Origin of the sequence: Chryseobacterium sp. HMWF035 (assembly GCF_003094695.1) — a bacterium.
Classification (GTDB): domain Bacteria; phylum Bacteroidota; class Bacteroidia; order Flavobacteriales; family Weeksellaceae; genus Chryseobacterium; species Chryseobacterium gambrini.
In genome coordinates, this window is record NZ_QEHP01000080.1 from 1 (window position 1) to 22,299 (window position 22,299).

At 34.0% G+C, this 22,299-nt stretch carries 27 protein-coding genes and 1 pseudogene; 9 read left to right on the plus strand and 19 right to left on the minus strand.

Features of this window, described 5'->3' with window-relative positions; translation table 11 throughout:
- Positions 1–148 precede the first annotated feature (148 nt).
- Together DD829_RS12195 and DD829_RS12200 are read left to right on the plus strand one after the other, a co-directional pair.
- Positions 149–826 carry a DUF4197 family protein gene (locus DD829_RS12195; protein ID WP_108411263.1) on the plus strand — a complete coding sequence of 226 codons (678 nt, stop codon included), beginning with the start codon at positions 149–151 and terminating at the stop codon, positions 824–826.
- 39 nt (positions 827–865) lie between these two features.
- On the plus strand, positions 866–1,171 hold the full coding sequence (locus tag DD829_RS12200) for a DUF493 family protein (RefSeq protein ID WP_076394467.1): 306 nt from the start codon (positions 866–868) through the stop codon (positions 1,169–1,171).
- 58 nt (positions 1,172–1,229) lie between these two features.
- On the opposite strand, the gene DD829_RS12205 is transcribed toward DD829_RS12200, so the two are convergent.
- From DD829_RS12205 to DD829_RS12240, 8 genes are all read right to left on the minus strand, one after another.
- Positions 1,230–1,580 (minus strand): ArsC/Spx/MgsR family protein, encoded by a 351-nt coding sequence (locus tag DD829_RS12205; protein WP_116547788.1) that lies wholly within the window; start codon positions 1,578–1,580, stop codon positions 1,230–1,232.
- Positions 1,581–1,668: 88 nt separating this feature from the next.
- A complete protein-coding gene (locus DD829_RS12210; RefSeq protein ID WP_076394463.1) occupies positions 1,669–2,283 on the minus strand; it encodes a deoxynucleoside kinase in 615 nt (204 codons plus the stop codon).
- Positions 2,284–2,320: 37 nt separating this feature from the next.
- The gene (locus DD829_RS12215) at positions 2,321–3,298 is read right to left on the minus strand and encodes a hypothetical protein (RefSeq protein ID WP_108411401.1); all 978 of its coding nucleotides are present in this window, start codon (positions 3,296–3,298) and stop codon (positions 2,321–2,323) included.
- A gap of 88 nt (positions 3,299–3,386) precedes the next feature.
- Entirely contained in the window at positions 3,387–4,412 is a 1,026-nt protein-coding gene (locus DD829_RS12220; protein ID WP_108411402.1) for a glutaminyl-peptide cyclotransferase, read from the minus strand.
- A 39-nt stretch (positions 4,413–4,451) separates the two neighbouring features.
- The gene (locus tag DD829_RS12225) at positions 4,452–5,474 is read right to left on the minus strand and encodes a glutaminyl-peptide cyclotransferase (RefSeq protein WP_108411403.1); all 1,023 of its coding nucleotides are present in this window, start codon (positions 5,472–5,474) and stop codon (positions 4,452–4,454) included.
- Between the two features lie 36 nt (positions 5,475–5,510).
- Positions 5,511–5,894 carry a VOC family protein gene (locus DD829_RS12230; protein WP_317048569.1) on the minus strand — a complete coding sequence of 128 codons (384 nt, stop codon included), beginning with the start codon at positions 5,892–5,894 and terminating at the stop codon, positions 5,511–5,513.
- Between the two features lie 28 nt (positions 5,895–5,922).
- Complete coding sequence (locus tag DD829_RS12235) at positions 5,923–6,348, minus strand: SRPBCC domain-containing protein (RefSeq protein WP_108411405.1); 426 nt, start codon at positions 6,346–6,348, stop codon at positions 5,923–5,925.
- 103 nt (positions 6,349–6,451) lie between these two features.
- Positions 6,452–6,841 (minus strand): helix-turn-helix domain-containing protein, encoded by a 390-nt coding sequence (locus tag DD829_RS12240; protein WP_116547789.1) that lies wholly within the window; start codon positions 6,839–6,841, stop codon positions 6,452–6,454.
- A 170-nt stretch (positions 6,842–7,011) separates the two neighbouring features.
- Between DD829_RS12240 and DD829_RS12245 the strand changes: the two genes are divergently transcribed.
- From DD829_RS12245 to DD829_RS12260, 4 genes are all read left to right on the plus strand, one after another.
- Positions 7,012–7,275 (plus strand): hypothetical protein, encoded by a 264-nt coding sequence (locus tag DD829_RS12245; protein ID WP_116547790.1) that lies wholly within the window; start codon positions 7,012–7,014, stop codon positions 7,273–7,275.
- Positions 7,276–7,281: 6 nt separating this feature from the next.
- Positions 7,282–8,076 carry a hypothetical protein gene (locus DD829_RS12250; RefSeq protein ID WP_116547791.1) on the plus strand — a complete coding sequence of 265 codons (795 nt, stop codon included), beginning with the start codon at positions 7,282–7,284 and terminating at the stop codon, positions 8,074–8,076.
- Positions 8,077–8,847 (plus strand): hypothetical protein, encoded by a 771-nt coding sequence (locus tag DD829_RS12255; RefSeq protein WP_116547792.1) that lies wholly within the window; start codon positions 8,077–8,079, stop codon positions 8,845–8,847.
- Positions 8,848–9,029: 182 nt separating this feature from the next.
- The gene (locus tag DD829_RS12260; protein WP_194294695.1) at positions 9,030–9,605 is read left to right on the plus strand and encodes a hypothetical protein; all 576 of its coding nucleotides are present in this window, start codon (positions 9,030–9,032) and stop codon (positions 9,603–9,605) included.
- A 76-nt stretch (positions 9,606–9,681) separates the two neighbouring features.
- Here DD829_RS12260 and DD829_RS12265 read toward each other — a convergent pair whose 3' ends face one another.
- Positions 9,682–9,903, minus strand: coding sequence for a helix-turn-helix domain-containing protein (locus tag DD829_RS12265; RefSeq protein WP_076394701.1), 222 nt, complete (start codon positions 9,901–9,903; stop codon positions 9,682–9,684).
- A gap of 133 nt (positions 9,904–10,036) precedes the next feature.
- Here DD829_RS12265 and DD829_RS12270 point away from each other — a divergent pair, with 133 nt between their 5' ends.
- Positions 10,037–10,579, plus strand: coding sequence for a hypothetical protein (locus DD829_RS12270; protein WP_123906852.1), 543 nt, complete (start codon positions 10,037–10,039; stop codon positions 10,577–10,579).
- Positions 10,580–10,600: 21 nt separating this feature from the next.
- Here the strand turns inward: DD829_RS12270 and DD829_RS24345 are convergent, their stop codons facing one another.
- The 8 genes from DD829_RS24345 to DD829_RS12305 all read right to left on the minus strand — a co-directional run bounded on the left by DD829_RS24345 (position 10,601) and on the right by DD829_RS12305 (position 15,810).
- Entirely contained in the window at positions 10,601–10,723 is a 123-nt protein-coding gene (locus DD829_RS24345; RefSeq protein ID WP_262497961.1) for a hypothetical protein, read from the minus strand.
- A gap of 394 nt (positions 10,724–11,117) precedes the next feature.
- Complete coding sequence (locus tag DD829_RS12275; protein WP_108410484.1) at positions 11,118–12,122, minus strand: bestrophin family protein; 1,005 nt, start codon at positions 12,120–12,122, stop codon at positions 11,118–11,120.
- Positions 12,123–12,200: 78 nt separating this feature from the next.
- Positions 12,201–12,878 (minus strand): DUF2490 domain-containing protein, encoded by a 678-nt coding sequence (locus DD829_RS12280; RefSeq protein WP_108410483.1) that lies wholly within the window; start codon positions 12,876–12,878, stop codon positions 12,201–12,203.
- A gap of 390 nt (positions 12,879–13,268) precedes the next feature.
- Positions 13,269–13,718, minus strand: a complete 450-nt coding sequence (locus tag DD829_RS12285) for a VOC family protein (protein ID WP_076394435.1) — start codon at positions 13,716–13,718, stop codon at positions 13,269–13,271.
- A gap of 371 nt (positions 13,719–14,089) precedes the next feature.
- Positions 14,090–14,461: a VOC family protein gene (locus tag DD829_RS12290; protein ID WP_108411200.1), complete on the minus strand. Its 372-nt coding sequence runs from the start codon at positions 14,459–14,461 to the stop codon at positions 14,090–14,092.
- Entirely contained in the window at positions 14,458–14,862 is a 405-nt protein-coding gene (locus DD829_RS12295; protein WP_108411201.1) for a hypothetical protein, read from the minus strand. The genes DD829_RS12290 and DD829_RS12295 overlap by 4 nt, the downstream gene beginning before the upstream one ends.
- Before the next feature lie 5 nt (positions 14,863–14,867).
- The gene (locus DD829_RS12300) at positions 14,868–15,338 is read right to left on the minus strand and encodes a hypothetical protein (RefSeq protein WP_108411202.1); all 471 of its coding nucleotides are present in this window, start codon (positions 15,336–15,338) and stop codon (positions 14,868–14,870) included.
- 16 nt (positions 15,339–15,354) lie between these two features.
- On the minus strand, positions 15,355–15,810 hold the full coding sequence (locus DD829_RS12305) for a DUF1569 domain-containing protein (protein WP_087706241.1): 456 nt from the start codon (positions 15,808–15,810) through the stop codon (positions 15,355–15,357).
- Positions 15,811–16,104: 294 nt separating this feature from the next.
- Here DD829_RS12305 and DD829_RS12310 point away from each other — a divergent pair, with 294 nt between their 5' ends.
- On the plus strand, positions 16,105–17,322 hold the full coding sequence (locus tag DD829_RS12310; RefSeq protein WP_194294696.1) for a hypothetical protein: 1,218 nt from the start codon (positions 16,105–16,107) through the stop codon (positions 17,320–17,322).
- 50 nt (positions 17,323–17,372) lie between these two features.
- On the opposite strand, the gene eco is transcribed toward DD829_RS12310, so the two are convergent.
- On the minus strand, positions 17,373–17,858 hold the full coding sequence (gene eco / locus DD829_RS12315) for a serine protease inhibitor ecotin (protein WP_116547795.1): 486 nt from the start codon (positions 17,856–17,858) through the stop codon (positions 17,373–17,375).
- 411 nt (positions 17,859–18,269) lie between these two features.
- Here eco and DD829_RS12320 point away from each other — a divergent pair, with 411 nt between their 5' ends.
- A complete protein-coding gene (locus DD829_RS12320) occupies positions 18,270–20,069 on the plus strand; it encodes a T9SS type A sorting domain-containing protein (protein WP_165796770.1) in 1,800 nt (599 codons plus the stop codon).
- A 72-nt stretch (positions 20,070–20,141) separates the two neighbouring features.
- On the opposite strand, the pseudogene DD829_RS24125 reads toward DD829_RS12320, so the two are convergent.
- A pseudogene (locus tag DD829_RS24125) lies at positions 20,142–22,299 on the minus strand (hypothetical protein); the annotation flags it as partial.

A 22,299-nucleotide genomic window follows, 5' to 3' on the forward strand; every position in this document is an offset into this window, starting at 1 on the left:
GTACTTTAAGAATGATAACTCCACAAAATATACTTTTTACATAAAGTAATAGTATGACAATAAATATGGATATAAAATTTGTTAAACTAATTCTACTGTTATAAATTTGGTTCAGTATTTGACAATCATTAACGTTTAATCAATATCAATGAAAAAATATATCATCGCAGCGGCTCTTATGACAGGAACCGGAGCAGTTATCAATACAACAATGCAGTCTTGTACGACTCTCGCTACGTCTGATCTTGGATTATCAATTATTAAAAGACTTCTTTTAAACGGAATCGATAAAGGAGTTAATGTATACAGCAACAGAGATGCTTTTCTGCAGAACAATATGGTGGATAAAGCTCTTCCGAAGCAGCTTAGAGACATCAACTCAATGCTGGAAAAAATTGCTCCTTCTCTGGTTGCAAAAGAAAGAGCTTATATTGCAGATGCGGCAGTTTACACCGTAAACATTTCAAAACCAATCCTTGTGAATGCTGTTAACAGCCTTAATGCAAATGATGTCACAAGAATTATTCAGGGAGAAAAGGGAACGGCAACTTTAATTCTGAAAGAAAAAACCTCTCAGCAGCTTATTGCCGCAATTACCCCGAAAGTGGAAGAACAGCTTAATCAATACGGTATTGTAAAAAGCATCAACACCGCTTTATCAGGCAGCAATTTATTGGGCAGTCTTTTAGGAGGTAATAAAACTTCTGTAAATTCGGGAGGATTGAGCCAACTGGCTTCCGAACAGCTTGTGAACGGGATTTTCAACATCATCGAAGATTATGAGATCCAAAACTCCAAGTCGCTTCTGGGACCGCTTGGAAAATAGAAAAATTTTAATTATATTTATGTAGATTTTAAAAAGCAGATGGATATATTACAAGGAAATCAACACGCAAGTCCCGAAGATTTTTACAATTCTTTGAGGGAGAAACTGGAAGGTCACCACGATTTTCCGGAAGATTATTTATTTAAATTTATTATTCCGACAGATCAGGCAAAACTTACGGAGATTTATAAAGTTTTCGACGGGATCAAATTTACACTGGGAAACCGCGAAAGTAAAAACGGAAAATATACGGCCTGCAATATCAACGCATTCGTTTTGGATGCAGATCAGGTTGTCAATATTTATCAGGAAGTCGCAAAAATAGAAGGTGTCATCCTATTATAAAAACGAAAAAGTCAGCTTTACGGCTGACTTTTTTAGTTTAAATTATCAATGAATTTATTTATTTCTCAATAAAATACTTTACGTTTTCAATCGGTCTTCCGAGCATTGCTACCGAACCTTTAATGATGATCGGTCTTTGGATCAGGGACGGATTTTCAGCCAGAATTTTGATCCATTCTTCTTCAGATAAATTTTTGTCTGCGAAATTTTCCAGATACAATTTATCGGTTTTTCTGATGATGTGAAAAACACTCTGATTCAGCTTTTTTAAAACAGTTTTAATTTCCAGCTCACTCAACGGATCTTCAACGATGTTGATGATCTCAAACGGAACTCCGTTTTCGTCGAGGTATTCTAAAACCGCATTCGATTTTGAACAATTTCCATTATGTAAAACCTTCACCAACATGATTATTTATATTTAAAAATTAACTGTTTCTTTAGCAAATTTAGAAAGAAATAAAACGATTACTGCTTTAATGTATGATAAAACTTTGTTAAAACAAACCGTTTAGTTCGGCTTCGATTTTCTCTAAAATAAATCCGAAATCTTCAGGCTTTTCTACAAAATCAAGATCATCCACTTCAATAATCAAAAGTTTGCCTTCCGTATAATTGGAGATCCATTTTTCGTATTTCTGATTCAGTTTTGAAAGATATTCGATGCTGATGGATGCTTCATATTCTCTTCCTCTTTTGTAAATTTTCTTTACCAGATTCGGTACGTCAGATTTAAGGTAAATTAATAAATCCGGCGCAGAAACGAAAGATTTCATCAGATTGAAAACAGATTCGTAGTTTTTAAAATCACGGTCCGAAAGAAGATTCATATCGTTCAGGTTTTCAGCAAAAATGTGTGCATCTTCATAAATCGTACGATCCTGAATAATATTTTTCCCGCTCTCTCTGATCTCTTTCACCTGTCTGAATCTGCTTCCTAAAAAATAGATCTGAAGCGCGAAACTCCACTTGCTCATATCTGCGTAAAAATCCTCCAGATAAGGATTATGATCTACATCTTCAAACTGGGCATCCCAACCGTAATGCTTAGAAAGCATTGTGGTTAATGTGGTTTTTCCTGCTCCAATATTTCCTGTAACTGCAATGTGCATATTTTCCTTAGTATATTTTTTTAAATTTTATAAAGATCTAAATTCCGGCAGCCTGAATTTCCGAAGTATCCTCAATAAGTCTCTGGAGAGAACTTTCCGCGGGATTTTTACTTTCAATTTCCTGAGTTTTCTTTTCAAGTTTTCCTTCAGCACTGTTTGGTTCTGCTGTTTTCTCAGCCGATTTTTCTACATCCTGCTCTGTTGCTTTCTGCTTGGGATCAGGCTCCGTTTGTGGTTTGGCTTCTTTGTTATTTTCCAGGTTGTAAAGATAAAGTTTGTTGGCTTTTATTTCAAAATAAGACAGCGTATTTTTATCCACAATCTGCGCATCCGGATCTTCAAAGATTTCCACCATTTCTTTTTCCGGAATGTACTTTAATATAGAATTATTGGTGATCACCAATATAAATTCATTCTCCCGTCTGAAACGTTTTCCGTTTTCCAAAGGGGCTTCAAACAGCTTTTCAAACTTTAAAGAATAAACGCGGATGTATTTTCTTGTTAAAACATACACTTTATTTTCGTACACCAGAATATCCATTAAATCGTCAATGCTCGCATCGAAAGGATAAGAATTGATGGTCGTTTCATTTCTGAAATTGTACTGGATCAGACGTTTTGTACTGTCGTCCAGAAGCCATAGCTGCTGTAGGTCTTCCGCATATGCCATTTTGATAAAACCGAATTTCTGTTTAAAATCGACCTTTTGGATTTCGTTCAGATTCTGGTCTACAAATTTCATTTCCTGAGCATTCTCAGAAAACAAAGGCACACTTAGCGGGTTTTGTACCGTCTGTACTTTATAAGGAACCGTAAGCATCATTTTCCCGATCTGCTTCCCGAGCGAATCGTACTTTGTAAAGCTGAAATCTTTGTTTTTATAGATGTACAGATTTCCGTAGTCGTCGGCAAGCATATCTTTTGCTTCCTTCAGTTTCAGCGTGTCTAAAGGAAGAGCTTTCTGCGCGAATAACGAACAGAAAACCAATGCAAATATGAAGGATAATAATTTCAAATTCTTTTACTAAGATAGCGCTCCGGAAAGGAACGCCACCAATTTACTGCTTTTATTTATTTCAACAGAAATTGCGGTTCATTTTAACTTATTTAATCGCAACTTCATATATTTTCGACCAGTTTTTACCTGTTACCAACATATGATCTCCTTTGAAGGCGATTCCGTTAAGAGCGTGTTCGCTGTTATTCTGAGTATATTCTTCCGTGATCTTTGTAAAATCAAATTTCCCTACGGTTTCTCCGGTTTGAGGATTGATCTTTAAAATATAAGGCTGATGCCAAATATTGGCATAAATAAATCCGTTGTGATATTCCAGCTCGTTGATTTGATTGTAAATTTCTTTATTTCCACCCACAGAAACAGTTTTCACCACTTTGGAAGGATTATTTACATCCAGAAAATACAGTTTATTCGAACCGGTGTCTGCAATAAGATTTTTCCCGTCATACGTTAATCCCCAACCTTCCCCGAATTCATTCGGCAAAGGAAATTCCGAGATTTTCTTTAACGTATTTTTATCGTAAACAAATCCGATTTTATTTTGATAGGTCAACTGATAAATTTTATCTCCGACAATGGCAATTCCTTCGGAAAAAATATCGGCTGGCTGTTTTTCAGTCTGCGCCGGAGTTGTACTTCCCAAAGTATATTTTATTAATTGTGAAGCTTTTTCCAGCCCGTCACTTTCATAAATCGTATTTCCTTCCATAAGAAAACCTTCCACAAAATTGTTCGGATCATGAGGATATTCTGCTACAATTTCAAAAGGAATACTGGCTTCAGGATTTTTTGTAAAAACATTGATGGTGGCGTCCTGATTTAAAATATCTCCGCCCTTCGTTTTAATATTGAAGGTCACCTCATTATCGCCATACGCAAAAAACTTCGGATCAATGGTTAAATCTAAGGTTTCTTTATCTCCGAAACTTATGGAAATACTTTCTGCGTTTTCTGTAACTTCCTGCGGAAGATTCAGTTTGTCACCAAAATGATATCCCTTCTGCTCCATCGAATTGTTATAATCCGCTAAAGAATCAAGGATTTTTTTATCGTTTTTACAGGACATTAACAGCAAAGCTGCTGCAAAACCTGCGATCAGGCTTTTCTTCACTTTAAGTTTTATTTAATTAGAAAACAAAAGGTTCGACAATTATTTGATCGCCACTTCGTAAATTTTAGACCAGTTTTTACCGGTTACCAACATATTGTCTCCTTTGAAGGCAATTCCGTTCAGTACGTCGTCACTTCCTTTGGTATTCTGCTTGGCAATTTCGGTAAAATCAAAAGTTCCCACCACTTCTCCGTTTGCAGGATTAATTTTAAGAATGATCGGTTTCTGCCAAACATTGGCGTAAATAAATCCGTTATGGAATTCCAGTTCATTCAATTGGTCGTAAGCTTGGGAACTTCCTGCAACGGCAATGTATTTTACCATTTTTGAAGGGTTATTTAGATCTAGGAAATACAATAATTTACTTCCATCTGAAGCAATTAGGTTTTTACCATCGTACGTTAATCCCCAACCTTCACCCAAAACATTAGGATAGGCAAATTCTTTGATTAATTTTAAAGAACTTTTATCGTAAATGTATCCTTTTTTACTCTGCCATGTCAACTGATAAACTTTATCGCCAACAATAGTACTTCCTTCAGAAAAATCTTCCTGAGCCTGTTTGGTCGAAGCCAAAGGTGTTGTAGTGCCTAAAGTATATTTTAAAATCTGTGAAGAACCGTTCTGTCCGTCGCTTTCATAAATCGTGTTGCCTTCAATCTGGAAACCCTGCACGAAATTTTTCGGATCGTGAGGATATTCGGCGATGATCTCATAATTGATTTTCTGCTCAGGATTTTTGGCAAAAACATTAATGGTTGCGTCCTGCGTTAATGTTTCGCCGCCTTTTGTTTTGATATTAAAAGTAACAGCATTGTCGCCTAATGTAAAGAATTTAGGATCTATTGTAAGACCGGATGTTTCTTTATCTCCGAAACTGATCGAAATGGTTTCTGCATCTTCGGTTACTTCTTTCGGCAAATCCAGTTTATCTCCGAAATGGTATCCTTTTTCCATCATCGAGTTGTTGTAATCTGCCAAAGAATCGAGTACTTTTTTATCATCTTTACATGAAGCCAACAACAAAATCGCTGCAAAACCTGCTATTATATTTTTTTTCATTGATTTCTAAAATAATTTCCCCAAAATTAGCAAAATTTATTCCTCTGAACTAATTTCATGAAGATCTTGACCAAATTGTAATATGTAACCGTTGTTATCGTAGATCGCAAACTCCCTCATTTCCCAGTCGAACGTTTCTATTTCGTAGCAGATTTTTGTTTTGTCTTTCAGTTCGTCCCATAATTCATCTGCATTTTCTATGTTAAAATAAAACGAACCTGTAAACCCTATTCCGTTGAATTTCTCATGCTGATTCGGTTTAGTAAGCATGATCTCTACCTCATCTTTCTGTAAAGAAGCCCATTGCCAGTCGTCGTTTCTTTTCTGTAAGGTAAAACCAAGAATCTGCGTATAAAAACCGATTGTTTCATCGAATTGTTCCGTCCATAAAACAGGACGAAGGGAATTGAATTTTGCCATCATTTATATTTTAATTCACGAATTGAGATCAGTTTTCCAGATATGGTTTCAAACTTTCCTTCAAAATTCCGTTCCAGCCCTCAGTAAAAGATTCTCTTGAAAAATGTTCGCCCAGATCGTTAAAATAATCAATATCTTCATGAATAAGCTTTACTAAAGTTCCGTTTTCATCGGGTTTCAATTCCCAGGTTACGATTGTTTTTTTTTCGGAAAATTCGAGATAAGCCCAGGAATATTTCAGTTTTTCATTGGGAACAATTTCTAAAATTTCTCCCTGATGATGATACTTTTTCTCTTCCCCCGGTTCATAAAAGTTGAATATTTTGCCGGTTTGCAATTCAAAATCAAAAATATCGAAATACCACGACTGCATTTCAGTTTTATCGGTTAATGCTCTCCAGACTTTATAAACCGGAGCATTTATTTTCTGCTCTACAATAATTGGTTGACTCATATTTCTGTTTTTTAATGTTTGAATGCAAAAATGATGAAAGAAAGTAAGACTATTTGTTATTTATAATAACCTCAGAGGTTTATAGTATTTAAACTTTCTGAAATTATTTTTTTAACAAGCTTTCGATAAGTTTACTTTGATTTTCTATTATTTTTGCCATTTGCTCCTGATTTTCTAAAATTTTAGTAATCAATTCAGGTGAATCATAACTAATTGTATTATTTGTTGATTCAATAACAAAAATAGGACTATTCGAATTGCTTTCAAACGTTGAATTTGAAAAATCTATACTTGGAATTTGTTCCTGAATCAAATCAAAGAAATCCACTTCAAAAATTTCTGCAATTTTCTGTAGGTTTTGCAAAGTGGGTTTAGCTTGTCCTGTTTCCCATTTATTATAAGCAGGCTGGGAAATATCAAGCTGATGTGCGATATCCATTTGCGACCAGCCTTTCTGTTCTCTTAGCTTTCGAAGCTTTGTTTCTAAACTCATACATTCAAGATTTAAATGCTAAAGTAATGTTTTTTAAAATTATAACCAACGGTTATCGATTTTATAACTGGCGGTTGTTGTACAGAAAGGGAAAAGATTATATCTTGGCAACGTGATTTAAAAACAATCACTTTTTTAAAAATATTTATTAACTTTAAAAATTCAATTACATGAAAAAGAAAATTTTGATTGGTGCTTTAGCTTTAGCATCTGTGTTTACATTAGCATCTGCAACGGATGGAGATTCTTCCAATGACAGAAGATTTTGGGGTTGGGCTTCATCTACTTACACTTATGTTGATAATTGTCATCCGGCAGATACTGGTCAACAACCAGATGGTGTCGCTCAATGCACCTGTACATATCATAATACATACTATGTTATGTGGGTAGGTTTTGATACTGCAACTGAGCAAACAGGCCCTTGTAAATAATTTATAATGAGCAATATAAATTGTAATTTTTGGAAAAGAGCTCTGCTCTTTTCTTTTCTGATATTAATTAATAGAAGTTTTGCACAAAAGATTCTAAGAAATTCTGATTATAAGGAATTTGAATCCGTTGTACTTGTAAATAATAAAGAAAAAAAAATTTTAGATAAGGAAAATTTTAAAACGACTGTCTTTAAAAATTGGGATAAAATTCTCTATAATGATAAAGCTGTTGAATTTGCAATTAGTAATGATACTCTATTTTTTTTTGATAAAGTAAAAGAAATTGAAGAAGTAGAAATTTTAGACATTCATAATAAAATAGAGAAAACCGTTCGAAGTAAAAAGAAAAATGCTTCAGCAGAAATTTTTGCTAATAACAGGATTGGGACTTTTATAAAAATTAATACTACTAAAAAGACGTTTATAAAATCGTTTACTGTTCTACAGAGAGCGAGTCTTCAGGGTGAAGAAGATTTTGAAGGCACATTACAGATACAATTGTTAAAAAACAGTAATGGTCTTCCCGATGATAGCGCGGAATTATTATCATTTGAAAAAAAAATTCCTGAAATAGAAAACAATAAATGGTCTTTAAGTCAAAAATGGGAAATTACTTTACCTCAAATTATTCAATATCCAAAAGAAGGCTTCTTTATAGTTTTTTATCTGAAAAGTGACAAGAAACATACCGTAGCATTAAATATAAATGATGAATCGCCAATGTACATGTTTTATCCAAATGAAGGATGGAAAAAACTTAGCTTTAACAGTTATTACTATCAATTGAAAGTTCTTCAATAAATGGCATTAAAATATTATTTTGGGATTGTTTTTTTGAATCTTATTTATGCAGAAGCTCAAACAATTATCCGATTTTCTGATGGTAAAACTGTAGAATCAATTGTAATAAAAAATGATAAAAAAAATGAGTTTCTTACTTCATCGGATCTAAAAAATTTTCAGTTTAAAGAAGGGACTCAGATTTTATATAATAATAAAGTCGTTGATTTTGCAGTAAATAACGACACACTTGTTGTTTTTGACAAAGTAAAAGAGATTGAAGAAGTAGAAATTTTAAACTTTAATAATAAAACAGAAAAAACTGTAAAAAAGACAAATCAGCAAAACGTTTTTTATGCTCTAAATTCTAATTATCAGATGGGGACTTCTGTACAGATTAATACCGAAGATAAAGTTACATATGTAAAATCAATATCAGTTTTTCCTGTGATGAAGAATAAAGAGGTCTTAGAGTCTGGGAAGATGAAGATAGAAATTTTACCAAATATTAATGGTGATCCTGATGAAAAAAATCCCATCTTATCATTTGATGAAGATGTGAAAAAGATAAAAACAGGAACTTGGCTTATAACACTTCCAAGAATAATAAAATACCCTAAGAATGGTTTTTTTATCGTTTTTCATTTTCAATACAATAAAAATAATGTTTTTGCTTTAAGTTTTAAGACAACAAAAGAATCAAATGTATATTACTATAATCCCACATATTATGGAGGATGGAAAAAAGATGAATCACAAGGTATTTTATATAAACTTAAAATCCTACAATAATTAAAACACGGTTTCTTTTTACTATTATTTTATTCTCTTTGGTTTTTTACAAAACTCAAACAATCTTCAGATTTTCTGATGGTAAACAAATTGATTCTGTATTTATTGTAAATTCCTCACACAAAGTTTCGCTCAATAAAAATAATTTTCAAAAGTATCAGTATAAATCTAATGATAAAATATTGTATGAAAATAAGATATATGATTTTACCTTAGAAAAAGACAGTATGATCTTATTTGATAAGGTTCAGGAAATTGAAGCTGTTAATATTGTAAATAATAGTAGAGAAGAAATATCTGTAAAGAATAAAAAGAAGTCGAGGTATGTTTGCTCTATATTTTCTAATATAAAGAAAGCTGTTTTTATTCCAAAGCATTTTAACAAAAAATCCTATTTGAAATCCATAACCGTTTTCCCAAGAAAAATATTATTAGAAAATGGTATATTAGAAATATTCATTTATGAAAATAGAAACGGTTTTCCTAAAGATGATACTGAACTTTTAAAGTTTGAAAAAAATATTAGTGATATAGAGACTGGATCTTTTGAAATTGTATTACCAAAGGCGATTGTATATCCTGAAAACGGATTTTTTATTCTTTTTTACATACGAGATAAAGAAATTACTTTGGCTAAAAAGGTTATAAATTTAAATTGTAATTCGGAAACTAAAGAATTTATGAAATCAGATTATACCCAAAAATGGACTCTCATCAATTTCCCTTCACTTCAATATAAACTTAAAATCCTGCAATAATTAAAACACGGTTCCTTTTTTTAATATATTCAAAAGAAAAAAATCCCAACCCGCATCAGAATTTTTAATATTTTTTTTATAATCCAGCCATTTCAAAGAATTTAGATAATTTAATGTTTTGGGCTTCACATATTCTCATAACAGTAATTAAACTTATTTGATATTTTTCGTCTTCCCGGATTCTTCTTACAGTTTTTTCATCAATGTTGTTTTCATTAGCAAATTGACTGTTGTTGTTCATAGGAATAACCCACTTATCCCTTATAAACTCAACGATCTTTCTATTTGCTGTTTCCATGAAAACAAATAAAAGCGTTATTCTGTAAAATAATTCGGATTGAAATCCGAATCGCAATAACTTTATATTCCATTTGCAAAATAGTTTAGATCTGGCTAACCAAAAAACAATAAAAACACAAAATAGTATTCGTATGAAAAAGATAATTATAGACTTTGAATCTCGTTTTTGGTGCGGTGAAAAGAAACATTCTCCACTTCCGCTCATGGAAGTATTTTTCCAGTTTCATGATCTGGTAACTGCCAAAGAACGACTCAATCTCATTATGCAATACGCAGCAAAGCCCAAAAAGCGGATTCTGGAAGAACCTTCCCTTATCTTTTATTTTCATCAGTCGCTCCGGTCGTTTATTCGGGCAGGATATTGCCTTAGAAGCAAAAGCGAAAAATGGTTAATTCATCCGCTTTCAGAAGACAAAAACCCGATGTTGCAAGGATCGTTGTCGATAAAAGAATATCACAATCCGGTAAAAGTTTTCCGGAAAGCTTTTAAAAAATATCGTGTTGAGGAATTCGAAGAGTTTCTCTCGGAAATCGTATATTTCTCTCTAGGAACTTTCAATAGTGCACCGGAGCGCAATTTGGCAGATCCGTATTTGCACCTCATCAAAATGCTGGATGCAACATGGCTGATTCTGGAACGCGAAAACAATAAAAAGCTGTTAGAATCAAATTAAAACATGAGTAAATTTATTGTTTCAAGTTGTCTGATACTTAATGATTTCTGCCTTTTTATCAAAATCAAACATTTCCAGATGATATTCACGAAGAATTTCAACATCTCCTCCACTAGAATCATCAACTTTACTGTCGTCTGCCAAATAAATTTTACCGTCATCAAAGACGATATCATAGAAAGGATCACCCGGATCATCCGGATTTGAAAAAGCTAAAGCTAAATCTTATAATCCTATTGAATTAGAATAAAAATAGGCTGACCAATAAAGGTCAGCCTATTTTATTTTTATCTATCCAAGTGTTTTGGCTGACGGGTCTACCCATTTAAAAAATCTCTGCTTCAAGAGCTAAATTTTTAATAAAAAAAGCTATTTTTTTTGCCTAATCATCTAAAAATTTCACTGAAAGACTTAAAACTTTGGTAAAAACACCTAAACAGAATGCAATAAGACTTAAACGGAACGTAAAAAGACTTAATGAGATATTCAATTCACCTTAACGTTTAAGATTTTAGTAAATTAAGCTTTAAAAATGCTCTTACAACACAATATTATTCTTAGGAACAATGGCAGGAGGAAGATGGGTTTCGTCCAGCATATCTCTCATATCAATTTCAATGGTTCGGCTGATCTGCGTGATCGGAACATCGTTTGCGCTTCCCTCAAAAGGATTTACGGAAGCCTCTCCCACATTATCCAGCGTATGAAAACACCACGTTACCAAAAGCGAGAAAGGAATATTGAACCATATTGTAAAACCTTCAAAAGAAGTTTCTTCTCCTAATTTATCAAATTCTTTCAGAAGTCCGAAAGGTACGAAGATGATAAACAGCAACAAAAGATAGGTGGTTATAGACGAAAAATTTCTCGGATAAGGAAAGTTTTTAATTCTTTCCGCTTTTCCCTGACTGTCTGTAAATTTCACCAACTGCTGATTGATCTGCGTCCAATGAAAATCATTAATTTCACCATTTGCATACGCTTCAGACAGTTCTTTACTCTGAAATGCCATTAGTTGTGTCGCTCTGTTCTTTTTGCTTAAAATATACTTCAGTTCATCATCCGAAAGATAATTTTTCAGTTCATCATCCAGCTTTGAAATTCTTTCTGAAATCTCATAATTTTTGGCATATTCGTCAAACTGAGGGGTATTGACATTTTCCCAGACTCTCGGCTCACGAAGCTGAAAACGAAGAGCGGTAAGCCATGCATAATGACGCTCGAACATTGTTTTTACTTTCTGAGGATTTTTCCCGCGCAAAGAATCTCTCAGAATATATCCGAAACTCCGGCTGTCGTTAATAATGGCTCCATAAATTTGTCTGGCTTCCCAAAGACGGCTGTAACTTGCATTGTTTTTGAAACCTACAATAAAGGCAACGGCTGTTCCCATAATGGCAATCGGCTGCCACGGAAAGGAGATAAACTTCCATCCTAAAAAATACATCGTGGTAGGAATTGCCGATAAAACAGCTAAAATAATGATGCTTCTCTTGGTCCAGAGTATAAATTCTATGGCTCCAAATCTTTTTCCTGCGTGCATAAGTGTTTTATTTTTGGTTTAATTTTTTAAAATGAATTCAATATAATGAAATGACGGATTTAAATTTAGGATTTATTTTTAATTTTTTGTAAACGGAATGTTGTTGTAAAATCCGATCTGGATTTGTCCGCGGTTTCTGTTTTCCTGAATCTGGTTCATATATCCCGCTTCAATTCTCATATTTTTATTAATGACATATCCTAAAGCGCCGTAGACTCTGTTTCTGTCGAAAACAGGACTGTCGAAATGAAGAAAAATTTCATTATAAGCCGATGCATAGAATGTTTTGGGCAGCATTTCCTTGTTATTGATCGGAATATTAAATCCTAAAAAATAACGGAACCTCATCCTGAAATCATCTTCCAGAAATCGTTCTTCCAGACGATAACGATGCTGAATATTAAAACGTCCGAATTTCTGCCTTGTAATATACTGCTGGAAAATCCTGTGCTCTATATTTTCTGTTTTTTCTCCTTTCACGTAAGGCTGACTTAGAATAAAACCGTATCCTAACAAAACATTGTTATTGTTTTCGGTAAGATCGTAGCCGATTCCGGTGCGGATTAACAGTTGTTCCAAGTCTCCTATTCCGTCGAAATTTCTGTACTGGATTTCGTTGTGAAAGTTCAGTTTTTTACTGATTTTATTGTTTCCGAAATACATATACCACGCTCCCAAATCGCTTTTCTGAGCCTGTGAAAAAGTTGCTCCCAACGTAAAAATTCCCAAAACAGCCTTTTTTAAAATATTCCTCATACAGTTATATTACTATTATCTATCGTTTTCAACAAATTTAATATTTTAAATCAATAATAACAAACTGCATATTTTATGCTGCCTTAACTTTTTATTTAACCGCAAAAGTCACAAAAGATGACTAAATTTTTATTTAGAGCTTATCATTGTAAATGAAAAAGTTCACAATAGTTTTAAAAATCTTTGATTTTTATTCTTTTGAGCGCTTTGATTATTAATGAAATTCGCTTTAACATTGTCTTTTGTGCCTTTTGTGGTTAATTCTGAAATTAGTTTAAAATGAAAAAATGTCGATAATTATAAAATGAGACTGTAGAAGTTATGTTGGTTTATGAACAGAAGATAAAAAAACTGACAAAAATTCGTCAGTTTTAAGGTTCTACTACCATTCTAAGGATGCTGCTGCATTTTTGCAGGATCATCGTAATTTACCATCCAGTTGATCCCGAATTGATCGGCAAACATTCCGAAATAAGCTCCCCAAAATGTATCGGACATGGGCATGGTAACCTTTCCGCCTTCGGAAAGTCCCGCAAATAATTTGTCCGCTTCTTCTCTGGATTCTGCATTAATGGAAATTGAAAAGTTATTTCCCATCACCAGATGAGCAGCGTGATCACAACCTGCATCACTTCCCATTAAAATCGTTTCTTTAGAAATCGGAAGCGAAACGTGCATAATCTTGTCTCTGTCTTCTTCTTTTGTTTCCTGACCTTCCATTGGAGGCATTTCTCCGAATGTTCCGATGTAAGGATATTCTCCGCCGAAAACAGATTTGTAAAAATCGAATGCTTGTCTGCAATTTCCGTTAAATGTTAGGTAAACGTTTACTGTTGCCATAGATGTGTCTTTTTTTATAGTTTAGTTTTAATTTTTAACTTGTTTAAGCTTTTTTATCGCAAAAGATTTTGACACTTTAGTTTTTTAAGTTTAATAGTTAAATGGAAAAAAGAGCACGTAAGTTAAAAAAATCAAAGATTTTTTCTCTTTGCAGACTTTTGAAATACTTTAAATAAATTCAATAAAGTCTTTTGTCTCTTTTGCGGTTAAATTTAAAATGAATTTAAACAAACTTTTTAAATAATAATTCCGTTTGAACTTTTTATCACATAAAAGTTTAAAATGATTTTCAAACCTGATAAAAAGAACAATTTAGTTATTAAAAAACCTTTGATTCTGCTCTTTTGTGATGGTATTAAAAAGAATAAACCTTATCTGTGCTGATCGATCAGGATCATATTTCCGTCGGGATCTTTCAGGTAAATATGTTCAGGACCGGAAGTATTTTCATCGGCTTCCTTCTGTAATTCCAAACCCTGTTCTTTTAATCTTTTCTGGATTTCCCGAACATCGTCAAAAGATTCAAGATTCTGTGCATTCTGATCCCATCCCGGATTGAAAGTAAGCATATTCCCATCGAACATTGCCTGAAAAAGTCCGATGATATGATCTCCGTTTTTCATGATAAGATAGTTGTGATCGATATTTCCCGCCATCTGGCTGAAGCCTAATTTTTCGTAAAAATCTTTAGACTTCTGAAGATCTTTTACGCTGAGACTGATTGAAAAAGCGCCTAAATTCATACTTGTTTATTGTTTAATGCCAATTTATACCCTGCCAGAACCAATCCCCATACTGCAATTCCCAAAACCCAGAACCAGAAAGGAGTCGGAAGCATCACCATATTGTAAATGGTAAAAAAAGTGAAAATAACTCCACAGATGATTGCAGAAGTCGGTTTTCCGTTGTTGGCAACTTTAGTGGAAATAAATCCTGCAAGCAAAGCTCCCAAAGCATAACCGAGAATCACGATAAATTTTCCCATAAACGGTAAATTTTCCACATACGCTCTGAAACCTTCCAGATCATCCGGTCTTAAACCCGCCGGAAAAGGATACAGCGCATGACCAAGTCTTTCCATCAGCCAGACTCCGATTGATCCGGCGATCATTCCTGCGATTACCGCTAAAATTCTTCTTAACATGATGATTACTGATTATTAATTCTTGTTTTAAAATCAAGCGTTCCGTCGTAGCTCTTCCAGTCGCCGATGAGTTCGATATACTGAGATTCCACTTTTTCAGCATCTTTATTCCATTTAAAAGTATAGATGAATTTACCTTTCAGAATTCCGGAATGCTTTCCTTTGTTTTCTTCCGCCAGTTCGTATTCCCCGAAAACGGTTCCTCTTTTTTTGGCATCCTTATATTTGGTAATAATGAATTTGCCTTCGAATTTAGCATAGGTCTTATCAACGAGAGTATATCCCGAAACAAAATATTCCTGATCATTTTTCTTGTTCTGCTCGGAAATATTGATTTTCAGTTTGATTTCCTGATTTTTATTTCCGATAGTTCCTGTGTACGCTTTGCTGTTATTCAGCCAGACATTGGAAATATCGGGCATCTGTGCAAAGATGAAATTGGAAAGAAGTACAAAAAGTAATAAAAGTTTTTTCATATTGTTTTTAGTTTTTTTAAACGCCGAATTGTGCAAGATGATGATTCAAATGTTTTGCAAACATATTGTTCCATTCCTGTGCTTTCAGTTTCCCGAAAGAAAAAGATTCTTTCCCGTCAAAAGCAGAAGCTCCCAATTGCTGTGTTTTCTGGATAAAACCGATGAGTCTTTTTTTCTCTTCTTCAAAGTTTTTATGATCCGAAATAATAAACTGAGGCGCTGTGGGTCCGTTCTGCGGATATGCTTTTTCACCGACAACTTTAGATTTTACAAAAGATTTAAGGATGAATTTTGCAATAGCTCCCGGCTTTTTATGCTTTTCCGGTTCGTAAACCATTTCGTAAGACACATTACAATGCGCCAACATCTGATCTACAGACATTTTCCCCCACAAACCTTTGGTTTCCGGCGTAAGATTATTAATCCTATCAATGTAATTTTGAGCATCTTTTGCATCAAAAACGTTTTCCATAGTTTAATTTAATTGTTAAAAAACAAATATATCAGTTTTTTCCGATCCTTTTTTCATCATTTAACAAAAAGAATACAATCCATTATAAATCAAATTATTAATCGAATAAATTTAAGTTTAGGATAATGGGTTTTGATCAGATTTTTTTTATAATTTAAAAATTCAAAAACTGATATTCAGAATTTGTGATAATAAATGTTTAGAGAAACCGTTAACCAAAATAAAACTATAATCTTGAAAAATTCTGTTACCTTTTTATTACTTTTCATTTGTTCTTTTTACCATGCACAGGAAATGGAAATATGCAAATGTGATCTTTTAAAAAAATCCGAAGACAGTATTAACGCTTTTTACGCAAAACATAAGTTTAAGACGATTTCCAAAAAAGAAGCTTTGAAGCCCAAGTATGATTACATTTCAGTTAAATATTTAAAAAATTATTCAAAATCGCAGGATATTGTCGATTCTTTGGAGCTTAAAATCAGTAATGAGATAAGCAAAATCGTTCCTGATACGGCTTATGTTTCTTATAAAATTCGGGACTCTATTGAAAGACTTGAATATTCAAAAAAATTTGGAGATATTCCGAAACCCGTAATTATCAAGACAGGTAAACTCCATGGTGCTATAGCTGTCTTATATCAGACCCGTAATGTTTATCATCCAAAATATTATCTTAGAATTTCTTATGATGAAGGGAAAAGCTGGAAAAACTATTATACTGGCTTGGAGAAAAGTGCTAATTATTTATTCAAAACAAATTCTAAGTATCCTTTATGGAAAAATAAAAACAGCATACAGATTGAAGCAGATATTGTGAGAATGATTAAAGAACCTTTGTTTCCATCAAGTCCCCTTCCGACATATGAAACAATTGAAAACAACGCTTTAATAACTTTAAATTTAAAAGAAATTATTAAAGATTCTGATGATGATGGCATTAACGATCTTGAAGAAAAATTTGTCTATTTTACGAATCCTTTATCAGCAGACACAGATAAAGACGGCATTATGGATTTTGACGACGAAAATCCCCGATATAAAAGCCTTAACAACGATTTTACAAAGCTCGTAGAAATATTAAGATTCGGAGATTATCCATTACTGACAAATAATTCTACAGTACGAATGGATGAATTTATCACCGATTTAAAAACAGTTCACGATGATATACAAACTCAGATAGAAAAGCAGAAATCTGAATTTAAACCACGAGAAAAAAGTTTATTGGATTTATTAGAATTTAAAGTTATTGTTACAAATGATGAAAACATCAGGCGGATGGATACCTATGGAGAGAAAACCATATTTCTGACTTCTAAGGAGTATTCTAATTATTTAAAATATAATTATGGTATTAATTATTGCAATTACAGAAAAATTTTCAAATGTGATGATAAAAAAGATACATACATTTTAACTTTTGACAGCTTAATAATTGGAGAAACCTATATTTTTATCAAAATTACTGAAGGTTGGATTGTGAGAATCGGAAATAGATGGCAAGCCTAAATAAAAATTCCCCGCCAACAGCAGAGAATTCATATTTAAATTAACTTAAATTATCTCTGAACAGCTTTCTTCATCGCATCGGGACGAAGAACTCTGTAGCGGACTTCCATATCTTTCGGAATGTAGAAAACGAGTGGCAGTTTGCTGTTGTATCTTACGGTTTCCGGCTGGATGTAAACAAATTTTTTCGTCAGTTTCTGATCCGGGCAAGCCATTAAAGTTCCTCCGGTTTCTCCTTTGGATTCTACTTCGTAATAATTGTAGCCCCATCCCTGAAGATCCTGCGTATTTACTTTTCCGATTAAAAAGTGTCTGTTGCAGTCGAGCATTTTTTCTGTTCCTACAAAAAATTCCACTTTAAGGTCATTTTCATTTTTAGCAACCGGAAGCTGTACATAAACCTGCTTAAAACCTTCTTTCGCTTTTGGGAACATTTCGATCTGTAACTTCTCGAATTTTTCTGTTTTCTTTTGTGCAAATGCATTCACTGCTGCAAAGAGCATTAATCCTGAAATAATTGTCTTTGAAAATTTCATAAGTCTTGTATTTATTTTGTAAGTTCATTCAGGACAAAAACCGTTCCAAATTAAACAATTGTTTAATTTTAAATATTATGTTAAGTTTAAAACGATAGATTCATTTAGTCTAACGAAAACATTTACACTAAATTTACATTTTTTATTAAAATAATACATTTATCTTATTTTTATCACAAAACATTGAATAAACATTATTTAATTTTCATATCTTCATCGCAAATAAAAATTAATAACTGTAAAAACACGTTTCTGCATCATATTCTGATTGATGGTTGCGGCTTAAGCAAAAGAAAATTATTTTCATTATCCGTTTTCTTACGGGAAACTATGCTTAAGCGAAATCAGTTCTTCTATCAGAGGATGTATCTGCTTTATAAGAAAACGCCGTTTTGGCTAATAACAAAAAATATGAAAATCTACACTTTTTTACTTTTTACATTGTTTTCAGGTCATCTTTTTTCTCAGAATAATTTTGAGTATGAAAGAACATGGGGAACTTACTTCGGAGCAAACGGCGGTACGCCTGAAGGTATCTTTGCAAATAAAGGAATTCTTTTTGACTCTCAAAGAAATATGCATATGAGAGGACATGTATCAAATACGTTCAGTTACGGAGCAGCATATTTTAATCAGTTTTTATTAGGTGGTGGCAACCCATATAATAGTCAGCAACAGGGATACAATTTATTTGAGGCTAAAATTTCGTCTATGGGAGTACTTTCGTATTACGGATATCACAATTCTCTCAACAACTTTCTTCTGGAAAATATCGACAGCCAGGATAACAAATATTATATTCTCCATTCTACAGCACCTGCCATTTTGCCAACAGCGGGAGTTTACCTTACTAATGATCCTCAACCATCTTCCACGATGAAAACTATTCTGGTAAAATATTCTCCTTCAGGAACACTTCTATGGGCAAGTTATTTACCAACCTCTAATCGCGCCATAAATATCGAATTTGATGAAGCCGATAACCTGTATATTTCCGGCAGGACAACCATAAACAACAATGTATCTACAGCTGGTGTACTGCAGGAAAACTTTGATCTGGTATTAAGCTCTTCCGGAGATCCGACTCCAAATGATTACTTGCTGAAACTCTCTCCCAGCGGACAAAGAATCTGGGGAACCTACACGCCTTTCGGTATAGGACCTGCCATGAAATATTACAATGGTTCTCTGTATATCATTTCCGGTAAAAACATCAACCCTGCACTGAATACGACCGCTACTCCGGGAGCGTTTCAAACTTCTGTTACAGCAAGCTCTATTACCAAAATGAATGCTACGAACGGAACAAGAGAATGGGGTACTTATTACGGTCCTTCAGAATCAGTGAACTATTTTTCTCTCGCGGACATTGCGGTAAACGAAACCGGGATCTATATCACCGGAACAGACTACAATTATGATAATGCAAGCTTCTTTGGAACACCTACAAGCTATAAACAGTATGTAACAGGAGGTTCGGATATTTTTCTTTCAAAATTCTCTTTATCCGGCGATCGGGAATGGAGTACCTACTTTGGATCTTCGGCGGAAGATATGAATGAATTTGATAAAGTAATTGCCGTAAACGGAAATGATATTTACATTACCGGTAATACAATTGGTTCAGGAAGCAATATTGCCACAACGGGAAGTTATCAGGTAGCACCGCAACAGAATAATTCAAATTCCGTTAACTTATATTTCGCAAAATTCAACTCTTCAGGAAACCTTGTATGGAGTTCTTATTATGGAGGCACTTCAGATTTTCCTACCTTCGTTGTACCGATTAATGTAGCTTTCAAGGATAATTCGCTGTACTTATTCGGAAGCACAAATTCCAATACCGGATACAGCACGGAAGGTTCATGGATGCCCGTACGAAATCCTGCCAATACCATCGGTTTAACATCATTTATCGCAAGATTTGACAATAAAAGTCTGGGTACTTCTGAAAATGCAGCGTTGTCTGACCTCGTTCTGTTTGATAATCCTAATAATGGAAATTTCTCTCTTCGCGGAAAAGATCTTACCAAAGCAGAATGCAGTATAAAAATTTATGATATGGCGGGAAGAATGATTACGGCACAAAAACTCAGCAATGCATATTCCCAACATTTTAATATGCAGAATATCCTGAAAAAAGGAAATTATATTATTGAAATTTCTTCTTCACGCCAATCCTTAAAAACATTTAAAATGACTGTACGCTAAACCGTTGTTTTATATAAGAGGTTTCAAAATAAGAACACCGCAAATCCTAGGATTTGCGGTGCTTTTATTTATTTAGTTGCTCTTAATCTCTACGACATCACCTTTCGTATGCGCATTCATCTGTGGTGCGTAATAATTCTGGATCGTGGTAATTCCGTTTGAGAATCTTCCGGATGCATTGGCAACGTAATCGTACTCAAAAACATACTTTCCTTTCGGCATCTGTTCAATATAGAAATTTGTGGAAGCATCTTTGGTCGACTGATAATATCCTAAATTATTCTTCCACTGATACCCCGAAAGTACATCCAAAGGCTCAAATCCTGCTGCTCTCATGTCTTTGATGTGGATGAATTCCATCGGTCGGTCGGTATTTAAAATCATTCGTACCGTCACTTTATCGCCTACTTTTAACGGAGTTTCCGGAGTGATTTTCTGCAATTCTTCCCCATTCACGGTTTTTATTTTTCTGTACAGTTCTTTGGTGACGGACAGGTAATTTTCAGAGGATTTTATCTTATCCAGATCTTCGTAATACTGCCAGAACAAACCTCCCTGTACAATTCCTGCGCCCGGTTTTTTGACGGTAACGCTGGCTAAACTTTTATCCAAAAGATCAGATTTTACCGTAGATTTCACATAACCTGTTGCCTGAGTCTGTGGCTGAAGTTCTTTTCCGCCCCAAATAATGGTCGCCTTGTCACTTTCCGCAGTCGTCCATGATTTTCCTGAATTTAAAATCGTAAAAATAACTTCTGAAGTTCCTCTTGAGTTCCCCCATGAATTCACTTCTTTCTGCGTAATCAGCCAGATTTTCAAATCTTCAATGAATTTCTGATCGTTTGGTTTCAGTTTATTAAATACTTCCAAAGCTCCTGCATGATTCACCACTTTCGAGCTGAACCAGCCCCAGTCATCAAGATTCTGTTTCCAGTAAACACCCTGCGTTTTTGAATCTACGGAAGTTTCTTTCAGGTAATTTAAAAGTTTATCCGAACCTTCTTTTAATCCATAATCATTCATCAGTAAAGCGGTACGATGCAGTCCGAAAAAGGTAAAATCTGTAATTTTCATCGTCTTTACTTTCTGTTTTACCAAGGATTTTAAAGTCGCTCCTTTTCCTTTTAACGGATACTGTTTTTCCCAGTAATTTCGGGTGTCGAGATAGTCTAAAGTCCAGTTATTGATTACATTTTCTTTTCCCGCACTGAGCGAAGTCGAAGTGTATTTTTCAATTTCATTATCTACGTATTTGATCAGGTTGGAAACCATTTCATTTTCTTCAGTACTTTGGTAATCTTTTACATTATCTTTCAGCCAGACATTGATTTTTCCTAAATTTTTAAGAATGTACAATGATGTGGAATACGAACTCGGATAACCTTTATACCACGAAAATCCTCCATCCGGATTCTGCAGTTTCTCTAAATCTTCCCAATCCTGATGAATGGAATTTTTCATTGAATTGACATCGAACAGCAAAGCCAGTTTCGCCATTTGTTCTTCTTCATTTTTGCTTTCCAGAACCCACGGTGTTTCTTCCAACAACAACTGTTTCAGTTCCTGATTTTTTTCAAGATTGGAATTCAATAATCCTTTATTCTGGTATTCTTCGAAAACAGTTTTCAGTTTCGGATTGGCTTTAAAGATTTCTGATGCCAAAACATCCGCAAACCATTTGTTAAAAATGACATCTGCTGAATTGTTCTGATCATTTTTCAGGCTCGGAAGCGCAAACATGATCTCCCAGATTGGGTTGGTCGTAAGTTCCAGCGTATTGGAGACATTGGAAATCGTGGTGGAAGTTGCATTTTTAAGGTTTTCCAGTTCAAATGTTTTGGTTTCGCCTTGTTTTACAAAAACAGGAACCGCGTCTGTTACGAGCATTCTGTTCGGTAGAACCGCAACAGCTTTCTGTTCTCCATCGGAATATTGTCCTGCTTTTGCCACCACTTTTAAAATAATGGATGAAACATTGTTTGGCACTTTTATTTTCCATGTCAAAGCGGAGTTTCCGTTTTCATTTAATTCAAAGTTCTGAATGCTTGAATTTAAACCAAACTGAGACGAAATATCTTCATTGGTGAACGCATCCAGAATCTGTAAGCTTGCCGAACCGTTTAATTTTTTGTTCGTTAAGTTCGATAGTTTGGACTGGAGATTCAGTTCATCACCTTCTCTCAAAAATCTCGGATAGTTTGGCGTTACCGAAAATTCTTTCTGCGTTACG

Excerpts from the sequence above, each read along its gene's own strand:
- DD829_RS12195 (WP_108411263.1), top strand. The coding sequence starts at position 149 with ATGAAAAAATATATCATCGCAGCGGCTCTTATGACAGGAACCGGAGCA.
- DD829_RS12200 (WP_076394467.1), top strand. The coding sequence starts at position 866 with ATGGATATATTACAAGGAAATCAACACGCAAGTCCCGAAGATTTTTAC.
- DD829_RS12205 (WP_116547788.1), bottom strand. The coding sequence starts at position 1,580 with ATGTTGGTGAAGGTTTTACATAATGGAAATTGTTCAAAATCGAATGCG.
- DD829_RS12210 (WP_076394463.1), bottom strand. The coding sequence starts at position 2,283 with ATGCACATTGCAGTTACAGGAAATATTGGAGCAGGAAAAACCACATTA.
- DD829_RS12225 (WP_108411403.1), bottom strand. The coding sequence starts at position 5,474 with ATGAAAAAAAATATAATAGCAGGTTTTGCAGCGATTTTGTTGTTGGCT.
- DD829_RS12230 (WP_317048569.1), bottom strand. The coding sequence starts at position 5,894 with ATGGCAAAATTCAATTCCCTTCGTCCTGTTTTATGGACGGAACAATTC.
- DD829_RS12235 (WP_108411405.1), bottom strand. The coding sequence starts at position 6,348 with ATGAGTCAACCAATTATTGTAGAGCAGAAAATAAATGCTCCGGTTTAT.
- DD829_RS12240 (WP_116547789.1), bottom strand. The coding sequence starts at position 6,841 with ATGAGTTTAGAAACAAAGCTTCGAAAGCTAAGAGAACAGAAAGGCTGG.
- DD829_RS12245 (WP_116547790.1), top strand. The coding sequence starts at position 7,012 with ATGAAAAAGAAAATTTTGATTGGTGCTTTAGCTTTAGCATCTGTGTTT.
- DD829_RS12250 (WP_116547791.1), top strand. The coding sequence starts at position 7,282 with ATGAGCAATATAAATTGTAATTTTTGGAAAAGAGCTCTGCTCTTTTCT.
- DD829_RS12255 (WP_116547792.1), top strand. The coding sequence starts at position 8,077 with ATGGCATTAAAATATTATTTTGGGATTGTTTTTTTGAATCTTATTTAT.
- DD829_RS12265 (WP_076394701.1), bottom strand. The coding sequence starts at position 9,903 with ATGGAAACAGCAAATAGAAAGATCGTTGAGTTTATAAGGGATAAGTGG.
- DD829_RS12270 (WP_123906852.1), top strand. The coding sequence starts at position 10,037 with ATGAAAAAGATAATTATAGACTTTGAATCTCGTTTTTGGTGCGGTGAA.
- DD829_RS12275 (WP_108410484.1), bottom strand. The coding sequence starts at position 12,122 with ATGCACGCAGGAAAAAGATTTGGAGCCATAGAATTTATACTCTGGACC.
- DD829_RS12280 (WP_108410483.1), bottom strand. The coding sequence starts at position 12,878 with ATGAGGAATATTTTAAAAAAGGCTGTTTTGGGAATTTTTACGTTGGGA.
- DD829_RS12285 (WP_076394435.1), bottom strand. The coding sequence starts at position 13,718 with ATGGCAACAGTAAACGTTTACCTAACATTTAACGGAAATTGCAGACAA.
- DD829_RS12290 (WP_108411200.1), bottom strand. The coding sequence starts at position 14,461 with ATGAATTTAGGCGCTTTTTCAATCAGTCTCAGCGTAAAAGATCTTCAG.
- DD829_RS12295 (WP_108411201.1), bottom strand. The coding sequence starts at position 14,862 with ATGTTAAGAAGAATTTTAGCGGTAATCGCAGGAATGATCGCCGGATCA.
- DD829_RS12300 (WP_108411202.1), bottom strand. The coding sequence starts at position 15,338 with ATGAAAAAACTTTTATTACTTTTTGTACTTCTTTCCAATTTCATCTTT.
- DD829_RS12305 (WP_087706241.1), bottom strand. The coding sequence starts at position 15,810 with ATGGAAAACGTTTTTGATGCAAAAGATGCTCAAAATTACATTGATAGG.
- DD829_RS12310 (WP_194294696.1), top strand. The coding sequence starts at position 16,105 with ATGGAAATATGCAAATGTGATCTTTTAAAAAAATCCGAAGACAGTATT.
- eco (WP_116547795.1), bottom strand. The coding sequence starts at position 17,858 with ATGAAATTTTCAAAGACAATTATTTCAGGATTAATGCTCTTTGCAGCA.
- DD829_RS12320 (WP_165796770.1), top strand. The coding sequence starts at position 18,270 with ATGAAAATCTACACTTTTTTACTTTTTACATTGTTTTCAGGTCATCTT.